This is a genomic window from Pseudomonas sp. efr-133-TYG-23 (assembly GCF_030209215.1).
Lineage (GTDB): Bacteria > Pseudomonadota > Gammaproteobacteria > Pseudomonadales > Pseudomonadaceae > Aquipseudomonas > Aquipseudomonas rhodesiae.
In genome coordinates this window covers 45704-58868 of the sequence record NZ_JARVSL010000009.1, presented here as the reverse complement: position 1 = coordinate 58868, position 13165 = coordinate 45704, and the positions used below count along the sequence as shown (strand labels likewise).

The following is a 13165-nucleotide window of genomic DNA, read 5'->3' as shown; positions in this document are numbered from 1 at the left end:
TAGATCTTCGGTGAAAACATAACCTGAGAAAATGAGGTTCTTGTGGTGACCAGGCTTGCCCTGCGCCGGGCTTCAGAGCCCGCGGTATTTTTCATTCAAGGCATACAGAATCGCGCAGGTCTCGGCATCCAGCACGCCTCGGTAGTCCCGTGGCCGAAAGTGCATCTGAAACGCCCGTGTCCGCGATTCGAACGCCTGGCGGTTCTGCGCCGGCTTGTAGCCGTAGCGCTGGAACGCCCGCTCCACTTCCACCTCCGGGGGTAAGCCGACGCAGAATCGGCGTTGATACATGGCCCGGGTCGACTCGTCGAACCAAGCGCCCAGGCCCGCCTCCGACAAGCGCTGCCACGGCAGTCGCGGCCCCGGATCGCTTTTGCGCCAGTACGCCACGTCGCTATGGCCGAGGATGTCCGTGGGTTCGATCTGCGGATAACGCCCCAGCACATCATGCAGCAGCGCAGTCAGCGCCTCGATCTGTGCTTCGGCAAACCCAGGAAAAACAAACACACCCGCCTCATCCCGCGCCAGGTTGACGATCTCGATGCCAATCGACCGTGCATTGAGGTTGTCGCGCCCACCCCATTGGCTGGCCCCGGCGTGCCAGGCGCACTGACGTTCATCCACCAGGCGAAACACGCGCAGTTCCTCGTACCCGGCGGCGCGGTAGCCGGGGTCGTCGGGGTCGGGCAACAGGTAGTGGGCACTCACGGCAGCCTGGGTCAGGGTGCGCAGAGACGCGGCAAACGGTGCCGCGGTGTAATGCAGGATCACCTGCCGCACGGACTCGCCGTTACGTTCGTTGCAGCCCGTGGCGGAAAAACTGGTGTCGATGACCAACATAAGAAGCGTCCTTTTCAATTCAGGCCGAGTCTTTCGGCCCGTTCAAGCGCAAAAAAATTACCGCCATCCTGAAGCCTTCCACTTCAAGGGGGCGGTAACTATTTGGCACCGGAAAGAAAAGGGATCAGCGTCGCAGCAGCATGCCCAGCTCGACCCGCAGGCCATCGGGCTGGCTGTCGAAGTTCAGTGAGCAACCACAGCGCTGCACGATCGCCTGCACAATCGCCAGGCCCAGGCCGCAGCCTTCGCTGCTGCCGTTGCGCCAGAAACGCTGGGTGAGGTATTGCAGGTCTTCGCTGGAGATCTGCTCGCCATGGTCACGCACGCGGAACACTACCTTGTCGGCGTCGTTGAACAGGCTCAGTTCCACGCGGGTGTGGGCTGGGGTGTGGCGCAGGGCGTTGTCCAGCAAGTTGCGCAGCGCGGCCACGGCCAGGCCCACCGGCATGTCCACCGGGGCGCCGCAGAGGTTGTCCGAGAGGATCAGGTCGATGCGCCCGTTGTCGCCGGCGCTGGCGTCCTGGATTGCCAAGCGCGCGACTTCTTCAGCGCTGGACTGCAAACCATCGTCAAACGACAGGCTACCTTCCACCCGCGCCAGCAACAGCAATTGTTCCAGGGTGCGGTGCAGGCGGTCGGCACCCTCCTCGGCATGGGCCAGGGACTGGTCGCGCGCCGCGCCGTCGGTCATGCGCGCCACTTGCAGGTGGGTCTTGATCGCCGTCAGCGGGCTGCGCAGTTCATGGGCCGCATCGCCGGTGAGGCGGCGTTCGCGCTCGATGGCCTTGGCGATGCGCTGCAACAGTTGGTTCTGGGTGTCGAGCAGCGGCTTGAGTTCGCTGGGGAGCGGGTGGATCTGCAGCGGTTCGAGGGAATCGGCGCTGCGCCGCATCAGCGCATCGCGCATGCGGTTAAGCGGCAGCAGGCTCTGGCCGATGCCCAGCCACAGCAGGCATAGGCAGCCCAGCATCGCCACGCCCACCGGCACCGACGCCGCCAGCAGGATCGACAGGTTCAACGCCTCGCGCTCCACCTGACGGTCAGCGGTGGTGATCAGCAGGTCGCCACGGGACAAGGTAAAGCTGCGCCAACCCACGCCGTCGATAACCTGATCGCGAAAGCCGCTTTTGCGCGACTCCAGCCCTTCATCCGGGGTGGTGTGGCTGCGCGCGAGAATTTCCCCACGCAGGGAGCTGACCTGGCAGGCCATGCCGCCCGGCACATTGAGTTGTTCGGCACTGAAATGCGCACCGCCGCTGACGCTGGCCAGGCCCGGCATCTGCTCGGTCAACCCGGCCACCATGCGCGCCGACGCCACCAGGCGCTGGTCGAGGGAGAACATCATCTGGTTGCGCAGGTCATTGAGCATCCAGGCCGCCGCCAGGGCCCAGATCAATACGAACGCAGCGCCCAACTTGAAGGTCAGGCGCAGGCGCAGGCTTTTCACGACGCGTCCTCTCCCCCGTCCGCCGGCCCCAGGCGGTAGCCCAGGCCGCGCACGGTCTCGACGATGCCGTTGCCCAATTTGCGCCGCAGGTGGTGGATATGCACGTTGAGGGCGTTGCTTTCCAGTTCGTCATTGAAGCCGTAGACGCTGTCCTTGAGCTGCTCGCTGGACAGCACACGCCCCTTGTTGTGCAGCAACGCTTGCAGCAACGCCTGTTCCCGGCGCGACAGGTCCACCGGCTGACCGCCCAGAAAGGTTTCGCGGCTGCTGGGGTCGTAGGTCAGGCGGCCGTGTTCGATCAGGTTGACGCTGCGCCCGGCCACCCGCCGCAGCAGGGTTTGCAGACGCGCGGCCAATTCGCGCAGGTCGAAGGGCTTGAGCAGGTAGTCGTCGGCCCCGGCCTGCAGGCCGTCGACGCGGTTGGTCACCGAATCCCGCGCGGTGAGGATCAGCACCGGAATCTCCAGGCCCTGGCTGCGCTGTTGCTGCAATAGCTTAAGGCCGTCTTCGTCGGGCAGGCCGAGGTCGAGCACCATGATGTCGAAGGTCGCGGCCTTGAGCATCGCGCGCGCGGCCGCTGCCGTGGCCACGCGCTCGACCGTAAAGCCTTGGGCGGTGAGGCCGGCCACGATGCCGCTGGCGATCAGTTCGTCGTCTTCGCAGACCAATACGTGCATGGAGAACCCTTCGTCAAAGATGGGGGAGATTAAAGAACCAACCGATTAAGCGCGGATTATGCCGTGAAAAGATGCACCCTCAGATATTCCCTACACTTTAGAATAGCGCCCGGTTAATCATCGGTTAATCAACGCCACACATTGTGTGCCTCACTTGTATCGAACTAAGGCTTGACCATGCGGCTTCTGTTGACCTTTCTACTGGTGATGTTCGCCGGGTTCGCCCAGGCCGCGCCGGGTAACCCCTTCGACACCAAACCCGAGTTCCTCCCGGTGGGCAAGGCCTTCACCTTTACTTCCGAGCGCCTTGAAAGTGGCGAGACCCAGTTGTATTGGCAGATTGCCGACGGCTACTACCTGTACCAGCAACGCATGAAGTTCGACGGCCTTGCCGAAAAGCCCGTGCTGCCCCAGGGCGAAGCCCATAGCGATGAATTCTTCGGCGAGCAGCAGGTGTATCGCCAGGGCCTGGAAGTCAAACTGCCGGCGGGCACCACCGGCCAGGTCAAACTGGGTTGGCAGGGCTGCGCCGACGCCGGCCTGTGCTACCCGCCGCAATCGATCACCGTGGACCTGGGCGGCAACCCGGCGGTAGCCGCCACTGCGCAGGCGCAGGATCAAAGCCTGGCCAGCGGTCTGCAACAACGCAGCCTGGGTTGGAGCCTGCTGGTGTTCTTTGGCCTGGGCCTGCTGCTGGCGTTCGCGCCCTGCTCGTTGCCGATGCTGCCGATTCTCGCCGGCCTGGTGGTCGGCAGCGGCGCCAGTCCGCGTCGCGGCTTTGCCCTGGCCGGCAGCTATGTGGTGTGCATGGCGCTGGTGTATGCCGCGCTGGGCGTGCTGGCCGCCCTGCTCGGCGCCAACCTCGCGGCGCTGCTGCAAACCCCCTGGATCCTCGGCAGTTTCGCGGCATTGTTCGTGATCCTGGCCCTGCCGATGTTCGGCTTCTTCGAGCTGCAACTGCCAGTGGCCCTGCGGGATCGTTTGGATAACGTCAGCCGCAACCAGAGCGGCGGTAGCCTGGTCGGCGCGGGCGTGCTCGGCGCATTGTCCGGCCTGCTGGTGGGGCCGTGCATGACCGCGCCCCTGGCCGGCGCGCTGTTGTACATCGCCCAGAGCGGCAATGCGCTGCACGGTGGGTTGATCCTGTTCGCCATGGGCATCGGTATCGGCGTCCCGCTGTTGCTATTGGTGACCGTGGGCAATCGCTTCCTGCCCAAGCCGGGCACCTGGATGAACGTACTCAAGGGGGTATTCGGCTTCCTGTTCCTGGGCACTGCCGTGCTGATGATTCGCCCTGTGGTGGATGAAAGCCTGTGGCTCGCCCTGTGGGGCGCGCTGGCGATGGCCATGGCCTATTGCGGCTGGCGCCTGGCCCAGGATTTCGGGCGGGTGGCCATGCTGTTCGGCGCCGGTTCCGTGGTGCTGGGCCTGTGGGGCGCGCTGATGCTGGTGGGCGCCGCCGGTGGCAGCGACGAACCGTGGCAGCCGTTGAAGGTGTACAACGGCTCGGGTACCGCCGCCGCGCCGACGGCCCACGACGCCTTCCTGACCCTCAACGACCCAGCCGCGCTGCAAAGCCAACTCGACAGTGCCAAGGCCCAGGGCCAATGGGTGCTGGTGGATTACTACGCCGACTGGTGCGTGTCGTGCAAGATCATGGAGAAACAGGTGTTCGGCCGCCCCGAAGTCCTCGCCGCCCTCAAAGATGTGCGCCTGTTGCGCCTGGACGTCACCGCCGACAACCCGGCCAGCCGCGAACTGCTGGGCCGCTACCAGGTGCCGGGGCCGCCGAGTTTCGTGTGGATCGGCCCGGACGGCCAGGAACGCCGCACCCATCGCATTACCGGTGAAGTCGACGCGATGACCTTCCTGCAACGCTGGACCCAAGCCCGGGACGCCCTCTGATGCTGACCCTGACCATCGGCACCTTCGCCATCGCCCTGAATCACATCCTGCTGATCGGCGCGCTGATTCTCGCCACCCTGGTGGGTTGGCGCGTGGCCAAGCGTGGCGGTGAAAACCCGGAGTCGGTGCTGTTCAGCCTGTTTCTACTAGGCATGCTTACCGCGCGCGTCAGTTTCGTACTGATGTACTGGAACTACTACCGCAACGACCCAGTGCAAATGGTCGACCTGCGCGACGGCGGTTTCCTGGCTTGGCCGGGCGTGGTCGCACTGATCCTCGGCGCCCTGCTCTACGGCTGGCGCCGCCCGGCGCTGCGCAAGCCGCTGAGCGCCGGCGTCATCACCGGCCTGCTGTTCTGGGGCATGACCAGCCTCTCATTGAGCGTGTATGAAAAAGGCACGCGCCTGCCGGACATCACCTTGCGCAATGCCAATGGTGACGTGGTGCAACTGGTCGACTACCAGGGCGGGCCGCTGGTGATCAATCTGTGGGCCACCTGGTGCCCGCCGTGCCGGCGCGAAATGCCGGTGCTGGAAAGCGCCCAACGCATGCGCCCCGACGTGACCTTCCTGTTCGTCAACCAGGCCGAAAGCATGCAAAGCGTCAGTACCTTCCTCGCCACCCAGGGCCTGACCCTGGACAACGTCTTGTTCGACGCCAGTGGCCGCCTCGGCCAGGCCGTGGGCTCCATGGCCCTGCCGACCACGCTGTTCTACACACCTGACGGACGCTTGATCAACAGCCATTTGGGCGAGTTGTCCCAGGCCAGCCTGGCCCGTGCCATGGAACCCTTCGACACCGTCCCCACCGCCACAAGGAAACCGACATGCCCCGCCTCCGCCACCTGCTGACCCTGCTGCCGCTGACGCTGGCGGCCTCCCTGGCCCAAGCCGAAGACTGGCCGGCGCCGATCAAGCAGATCGAAGCCAAGGGCGCCAAGATCATCGGCAAATTCGACGCCCCCAGCGGCCTCACCGGCTACGCCGCGCAATACCAGAACCGTGGCATGGCGCTGTATCTCACCGCCGATGGCAAACACGTGATCGCCGGCAGCCTCTACGACGCCCAGGGCAACGACCTGAGCAATGCGCCCCTGGAAAAACTGGTGTATGCGCCGATGGCCAAGGAAGTCTGGGCCAAGATGGAACACAGCAGCTGGATCCAGGACGGCGACGTTAAGGCACCGCGCATCGTCTACCTGTTCAGCGACCCCAACTGCCCTTACTGCAACATGTTCTGGGAACAGGCGCGACCTTGGGTCAAGGCCGGCAAGGTGCAACTGCGCCACATCATGGTCGGCATCATCCGCGAAGACAGCCCCGGCAAATCCGCTGCGCTGCTGGCCGCCAAGGACCCGCAAAAAGCCCTGGAAGAACACGAAGCCGCCGGCAAAGGCAGCAAGTTGCAGGCGCTGGCCAAGATCCCGGCGGATATCGAAGCCAAGCTCGATGCCAATATGAAGTTGATGGATGAACTGGAGTTGTCGGCGACACCGGCGATTTTCTATCTGGATGACAAAGGCGGGTTGCAGCAACAGCAAGGTGCGCCGTCGCCGGATAAGTTGGTGAAGATACTTGGACCGAAGTAACGCCTGCCAATATAGAGAAATGCCCGCAATAAGCGGGCACTCCGGGCGTAATGGAACAGCCGGTTACAGCTCCCTTACGCGGATGTTATCAACCGCGTAATCGTTACCTATCCCTGTAGCCACATGATTGTAGAGAGCTAACATCATGGTCGTGGCAGTGGCGGAAAACGTACCTTTAAGGGTTTGCCAGCTCTGACTTGGAATAAGCACCGGGCCCACCAGGGTTCTGCCATCCGCCAAAAAAACCAGGGCACTTTTTAAAAAAAAGAGTGCTCTGACGTATGTCAGAGCACTTGAACAAGTGCTGTCGCTCACTCCATTATCGATACAATTCAAAACTATCCAAATAAGAGTGCTGCTGGTTAACCACACTGATCTTCGCTATTTGACGACCGTCAGGAGCAGTGAAATCAACCCAGCTATTGAGAGGTAAATTAGAACGAACCCCGAGTTGCTGTCCTGCGGCATCATAAAAATAGCAAGCGCCGTAATACGCGTTGCGTGTAAAGGAGAATCTGACACGCATATATTCTTGCTTGAGAAACAGATCTACCGTCTGGATGGGCCTTTGTTGCTCAGTAGGCGCAGCACAATTCAGCGCTATGGCATTCCCTTCAGTCATTCCTGGAACGGCCGGGTTCGCAGCATGAATACCGACGTAACCTGACTGAGCCGTAATAGACATCGTCGGCGCTTGTACAATAGCCCCAGCAGGGTGCTGACCGTAAGGCAACGTCGCAAAATCTTCAATGATCTTCGTGATTGTGCGCACACTCAATACACGCTCTGGGCACACCACGTTGGCTGTCAAGCTGCCATCCGTTGCCACACTGAAAGTCAAAGTCAAGTTGGTACTGTCCATCAGTACTTCTAACTCAGAGCGTAAGACAAGGTTCGCTACCCCCACGGCGACTTCTCCCTCGGTGATAGTTCTGGCCGCGTACACGTCGAAAGAGTGCGGATGGCCACTCTTAGCAGTCCCCGTCGCCCGCAACCAACACTTCTGCCCCGCCCGCAAGAACCACATCGGGTCTTCCTGCGAGTTGGCATTTCCCGCAAACGTACGCAGATCCAAAATGGCATTTTGAGTCCTGGGTGGCGTAGCTTCCAGCACGTTCGGCGTTTCCAGGCGTGTCGGCAAGCTGATCGTCAAGTTCAACGGCGTTGACGTCTGTACCTTGCATGCCGTGTTGACGGTGTAGGTGATCGACACTGTTTTGCCCATGCTTTCGATCACCGCTTCCGCGGGTAAGGCAAAGCTGATAGTGCCTCCCGTACTTCCGGGTTTGGAATCCAGTACCCAACACATGCCATCCGGTTTTTTCCAGCAGACGCTGATGCTGTGTTGGGGCCCGATACCGACGTAATTCACTTCGACATGCACGCCATTACGCCCATTCCAGGCAATCAGGTTGGAACCCACCGCTTCGGACACTGCGGGGGCAACCAGCGCCAGCGGTTCCTGCTCGATCTTGTAAGTCTGAACCGGAAACTCATAGGCCTGTGCAATGTCGCTGACATCACAAAAACTCACCGCAAAGTGCAGCTCGAAACGACTGCAATCGGCCAGCAATTGTAGCTGCCGTCTTGGAATAGTGGCTTCGACACCCTCGGCCTTCCAATCGTCCGTAACCGGTGCCGCCTTCAAAATATCGAACCGGTAAGCATCACCGCCTTCGTGTTCTCCAGTGATCCACATCCAGCAAGCGTTCGAGCACTCGGCATAGGCCCAGACGGGCACTGTCGCGGTGGCGGCGCCTGTAAAGGTACTCAGGTCCAAATCATCGTTCGTGGCCTCTTCAATTCCCGGGTGGAGAAACTCAGGCACCGAAACATTCACGAGCCGGGAGGGCGATTGCTGCGGCTCATCCCCATTGGGAAACTGCACCGTGTAGCTCAACTTCATCGAGGTGTCGAAGAAGCACGCGATTGCACAGGACGACAGTTTGACGGACGCCGGAGCTCCATCATTCGCGATGGTCACGCAGCCCAGCGGCTCGGGCTCATAACCGGACCCGCTGAGAGAAAAACACACGCGGTCGCCGGCATAGGTATCCAACTGAGGGGTGTCTACGTCCCCGCCCGCCTCAGTGAGTCTCGGGTTGAGCCACCATTGGTCCTCGAACGCCACCGACTGACGCAGGTGTGGAGGCTCCAGCTCCAGTCCTGGGTCCACGATCAAAGCCGCCGTGCGACGACGTTGAACTTCGAGCGCGTTTCTCGGCAGCCGTGTTTCAAGGTGAGGGGGGACATCCGCTGGCGGTTCGGCCGGCAAACCGCTGGTGATCCACGCCGACTGCAGGGTGATCGTCCGCCAGCGCTTGCGGCGCGCCAGCCATCCGCGAGCAATCTGCGGACGCAAGACATAGCCCGCAACCGCCTCCTCGGCCGTGAGCACATGGTCGTAAATCACCGTGTAAAACACATGGGGGATGGCGTCCTGTTCGGTTACCGCGGTGCAATAAACCTTGTCTCCGGCTTTGGCCAGAGGATGCACCGGCACCAGCACCGTCTCGTTGCCGGTGTGGTCCTTCATGTCATAGGTCGGTGTGTTATTAACGTTTTCTTCGTGAAGCAAACGCGGGGCAAGGTCTTCACTTTCACTGGCCGGGTAAAACGATATTCCCACCTCCTTAACCAGCGAAGCGGCTACCTGACCTTGTGATTTGCCCTTATATGAGACCAGCAGCGTGAAGCCCATGGTCTTCGTCAGGTAATCCAACGGGATCTTAATCATGCGGGCGCCTGAATTGCCGCTGGAATCCACGATGTTTTCGAGCTTCAGCTCAGGCGCCTCCTTGGCACTGAACATGACGGTGATCGGCGAACTGTCCATGCGTGCGTCTACCGTCAGATAGGTACCGGGCATGTCGGAGGGTACAACGGTGCCATCCACTTCACTGGAAATTGATGGGGCATCGACCTCCACGGCTTTGGGCTTGGACGCTTTGGTGGGTTTTGCAGGAGCGACGATTGAGGAGGATGCAGGTGCCTTATTTTCTTTAGTCATGACAAAAGCTCCGTTCTAGGGGGTACGTCCCGAACCTTTCGGGATTAAAGCTCCCCCCTAGTGAGCGCTTCATCCATAACGTCGACAACTGTCAAAATTGACAGGTTTATAGCGTAACGCCGAGGTCTCAGACGAACGGTTCATCAACTCGCCTCACCGCAGATGAACCGTCACGAACTGCCTCAACATGGAATAAGCACTACATTTTTTGACACAGCGTACGCACGCAGCCCGCACACGAGCATCCAATCAAGTCCTGTAGCACATGCTGAAGTTGTCAATAAACGAGTAATCTTCCACATGAATGAGCATTGACTTGATCGCAGTACCAGGCGTCGTAGTGTGTTCCACCCAGAACCCGCCTTGCCAGTCGTCAGGATAATTGGCCGAGGTAATCACCTGACCATCTTCGTCGTAGAACGTGACGTGTGCCGGGCGTTGCTTCCAGGACCAACTGAACCGGACCGACTCCAATGCTCGACTAAATTCAATGCGGTGCAATTGCGGTGGGACTTGATACCCGACGTTTTGACACATGACAAAATGATTGCCCGAATAGAACTGATTATTGCCATATCGGACAATACCCGCCAAACCCGCCCCAGATTCAAAGGTTATCGTCATCAACGGCGTCTGGATGCGGCCCCCTGCGCTGTACGTCCCCCGCGCCAAGTCTTCAAATCGCTCTATTTCACAGATCAGAATTCTGCGCACAACCAAGTTCAGCACTGGAAAAACAATCCCATCTCGCTCGTGCTGGCTTTCATCTGTCGTCGCAGTACAAGTGACGACAAGAGGAGAGTCGTGTTTCAAAAGTTCAAGGTGCGCTCGGTCCAACTTTCGGACCAGCCCTTCATTCACATCATCCTGCGTGAGGATCGAGCCGTTGGAAACATAGAAGGTATAAGCGCTGTCGTCCTTTTTTACCCCCGTACATTTCAGCCAGACCCGCTGCCCCACTAACGCGAACCACCATTTTTCCACAGTGATCGAGGCATCTCCCGCAAAGCTCGCCAAATCCAGAAGCCCGCCCTGGGTAGCCGGTGGTGTTGCCTGCGGTACGACAGGTGTCGGCAAGCGCACAGGCTGGCTGATCGTTAACTTCAGCACCTTGGATTCACGCACCTTACAAGCACTTGCAACGGTGTAACTGACCTGGATCGTTTGCCCCGCGCCTCGAATCACGGCTTCGCGGGGAATGGAAAAATCAACATAACCTGATTCGCTATTACCTGGCTCAGGCCCCAGTGGTAGACGGGCGCCGTTTGGTTTGACCCAATAGCCAGTGATGGTGTCATTGGGATTTATCCGCTCATATGCGACTCGGACTGTCACGCCGAATCGACCATTCCAGATCGTCAGCTGCGAGCCGACCGCTTCAAGTACGGCCGGCGCAGTGAGCTCCACGTTTTCTTGAACCAAGTGGAACCGCCTGCTTGGAAATTCCAACGCCGTTTCACGCTCACACAAACCATCGAAGCTGGCGGCAAAATGCAAGACCATGACGCTGCAGTCGGCCAGTTCGCGCAACTTGTCCCGTGCGATCGCGGTAACCACACCATCGGCCAGCCAAGCGGTCGTCAGGGGTTCACTGACCAGAACATCGAACCCATGGGCACTGCCATCCTCAAGCACCCCGGTGATCCACATCCAGCAACAAGCCCCCTCCTTCGCATAATCCCAGATCGGCACCAAAGCGGTTGCATCGCCGTGGAATGTGTTGAGATCCAGTACCCCGGACGTTACCTCTTCAATGTCCGGTGTGGTGAGTTGAGGACCTAACACCTTGACTACCCGCTCCGGCGAACGCTGGGGTGCGTAGTGGTTGAACTGAAGGCTGTAGTCCAGCGTCAGGGTTTGGTTGAACAGCGCCGCGAAGAGGTCGGGAGCGACATCAAACGACAGACTTGCTTGGCCCGCCACGACGTCCTGGCAACCGAGGGGCACTCGCACGCCATTCGGCCCAGATGCATAAGCGCAGACATGATCGTCTTGAGCCATGCCGTCATAGGCGACGATGGCGTGCCCACCGTTGACGGTATTGGCCGGGTTGACCTGCCAGTGACCCGGTGGCAACTCCACCGATTCGCGTAAGTGCGGGGCAGAAAGTTCCTGGGTCGGGTCGACCTCCAGCAACGACGTAGTGCGTAGGTGAAAGTCTTGCGCGTTGACGGGTAGCGGGTTCTCATGCATGGGGTCGCCCGGTTCCGGAAACACAGGTACGGTTGTGTCCCAGATAACGCCCAAGTGGGCGGTGATTGCCGAGTAATCCCCGAGCCTGGACAACCATCCTCGCGACAGGCGAAACCTGAAGATGTGATCCGCGTGTGCCTCACCGGGTTGCACCACATGCCCCAAGGCCACCCAGATGAAACGATAGGGCGCGATGTGCTGATTACCGGCAACGGTGACAAACAATCGCTGCCCCGGATAGATCATTGGCCAGGCTTTGATCTCGACAATTTCATCGCCGCTGAAATTGTGCATCCTTAGCCACCACGTGTTCCACTCGTTGGTCGAATTCTTGAACACGGGCCTTGAATCAAGCAGGTCATCCTCAAGGATGTGCTGAACCTGCAGCTCCAGCGTCAAGGACTCACGGAGCTGCCCGCCAACGGTGGCCGTGTACCGCATCAAGACCGTGTGCCCGATGCAGTAACTGATTAACTGGGCGGGGATCTCGACGACATCCACCCCATCCTCGACAGACACCGGCTCGAATGTTGGCTCCTCCTGGCCTTCGATAGCCATATAGAACAGGACATGGGTGGCCCCCGCCGGCAGAGTCAACGTCGCGCGGGTGCCCTCCAGCACGTCCATGGGATACAGCACACTGTTATTGGCAGCGAATTCTATGATCGGGTAAGGCAACTCCGCCTTTGGCTTTGCCGAGGAAACCTGCGCTGGGATAGAGGCATGTGAAGGGGCGGTAGAAGCGCGCACGGTTTTTTTAGCCACGATAAGACTCCTTTCCAACGTTGGATACGGTCGGTGGGCCTGGCCTTTAGGTCAGAAACTCCGTTATCTAACGCTGGGAACGTGAGCCTTGCCTACTGTCAAAGTTGACAGTTCTGATGAATGATCAGGCACGGCACGACCAGTGGCATGGACATACCTTTCAACCAGTCTCTTCATCAGGATTTCCAACTTCAGCCGGCGGTTGGGCCGGCAAACCATTCGTGATCCAGGCTGCTTGGCAAGTGATCGACTCGTAGCGTGGTTTTTGCCGTGCCAGCCAGCCACGGGCGATGGGAAAAGTTAGGCGTTCACCGGAAGCTATATCATCAGCCGTTAACGCGTAGTCGTACGCCACAGTGTAGAAAGCCGGTTTCCCACTGCATTGCTCAATCACAACGGTGCAGTAAACCTTATCTCCTTGCTGGGCAAGATCCGGCAGCGGGATCTCAACGATCTCGTCCCCTTCGTGATCGTGCATGTCGTATGTTGGCGTGTTCTGGTAGATTTTTTCGTCGATTAATCGAGGTGCGAGCACTTTACCTTGCTCGGTTGCGTGGCCGCAGAAATGGGCGAGGATAGCCGGGTCAACTTGGACTGGCGCCATCGGGGCGTGGTATCTACACGTCCTCGATGAAAACACAGCCTGAGAAAGTGAAGCTTTTATGGTGAGTGGGCTGCTTCGCAGCCCGGCGCAGGGCAAGCCTGCTCATACCACAGAGTTATGTGTCGGCCTTCAGGAC

General features: G+C 59.8%; 9 protein-coding genes. 3 read left to right on the top strand and 6 right to left on the bottom strand.

What is annotated here, in order from left to right; translation table 11 throughout:
• Nucleotides 1–72 precede the first annotated feature (72 nt).
• The 3 genes from QRN41_RS05660 to QRN41_RS05650 form a co-directional block, all read right to left on the bottom strand.
• On the bottom strand, nucleotides 73–840 hold the full coding sequence (locus tag QRN41_RS05660) for an N-acetylmuramoyl-L-alanine amidase (RefSeq protein ID WP_285421303.1): 768 nt from the start codon (nucleotides 838–840) through the stop codon (nucleotides 73–75).
• A gap of 124 nt (nucleotides 841–964) precedes the next feature.
• Nucleotides 965–2287, bottom strand: coding sequence for an ATP-binding protein (locus QRN41_RS05655; RefSeq protein ID WP_285421302.1), 1323 nt, complete (start codon nucleotides 2285–2287; stop codon nucleotides 965–967).
• Nucleotides 2284–2964 carry a response regulator gene (locus QRN41_RS05650; RefSeq protein ID WP_034138806.1) on the bottom strand — a complete coding sequence of 227 codons (681 nt, stop codon included), beginning with the start codon at nucleotides 2962–2964 and terminating at the stop codon, nucleotides 2284–2286. Before QRN41_RS05650 ends, QRN41_RS05655 begins: the two co-directional genes overlap by 4 nt.
• 177 nt (nucleotides 2965–3141) lie before the next feature.
• Between QRN41_RS05650 and dsbD the strand changes: the two genes are divergently transcribed.
• Genes dsbD through dsbG form a run of 3 tightly spaced genes read left to right on the top strand, consistent with a single transcriptional unit; the run spans nucleotide 3142 to nucleotide 6457 of the window.
• Nucleotides 3142–4869, top strand: a complete 1728-nt coding sequence (gene dsbD / locus QRN41_RS05645; protein ID WP_285421301.1) for a protein-disulfide reductase DsbD — start codon at nucleotides 3142–3144, stop codon at nucleotides 4867–4869.
• On the top strand, nucleotides 4869–5720 hold the full coding sequence (locus tag QRN41_RS05640; RefSeq protein WP_285421300.1) for a TlpA disulfide reductase family protein: 852 nt from the start codon (nucleotides 4869–4871) through the stop codon (nucleotides 5718–5720). The genes dsbD and QRN41_RS05640 overlap by 1 nt, the downstream gene beginning before the upstream one ends.
• Complete coding sequence (gene dsbG, locus QRN41_RS05635; protein ID WP_034138809.1) at nucleotides 5696–6457, top strand: thiol:disulfide interchange protein DsbG; 762 nt, start codon at nucleotides 5696–5698, stop codon at nucleotides 6455–6457. The genes QRN41_RS05640 and dsbG overlap by 25 nt, the downstream gene beginning before the upstream one ends.
• Before the next feature lie 319 nt (nucleotides 6458–6776).
• Here dsbG and QRN41_RS05630 read toward each other — a convergent pair whose 3' ends face one another.
• The 3 genes from QRN41_RS05630 to QRN41_RS05620 all read right to left on the bottom strand — a co-directional run bounded on the left by QRN41_RS05630 (nucleotide 6777) and on the right by QRN41_RS05620 (nucleotide 13029).
• Entirely contained in the window at nucleotides 6777–9467 is a 2691-nt protein-coding gene (locus tag QRN41_RS05630; protein ID WP_285421299.1) for a hypothetical protein, read from the bottom strand.
• A 249-nt stretch (nucleotides 9468–9716) separates the two neighbouring features.
• Nucleotides 9717–12425: a hypothetical protein gene (locus tag QRN41_RS05625; RefSeq protein WP_285421298.1), complete on the bottom strand. Its 2709-nt coding sequence runs from the start codon at nucleotides 12423–12425 to the stop codon at nucleotides 9717–9719.
• Between the two features lie 160 nt (nucleotides 12426–12585).
• Nucleotides 12586–13029 (bottom strand): hypothetical protein, encoded by a 444-nt coding sequence (locus QRN41_RS05620; protein WP_285421297.1) that lies wholly within the window; start codon nucleotides 13027–13029, stop codon nucleotides 12586–12588.
• Nucleotides 13030–13165: the final 136 nt, after the last annotated feature.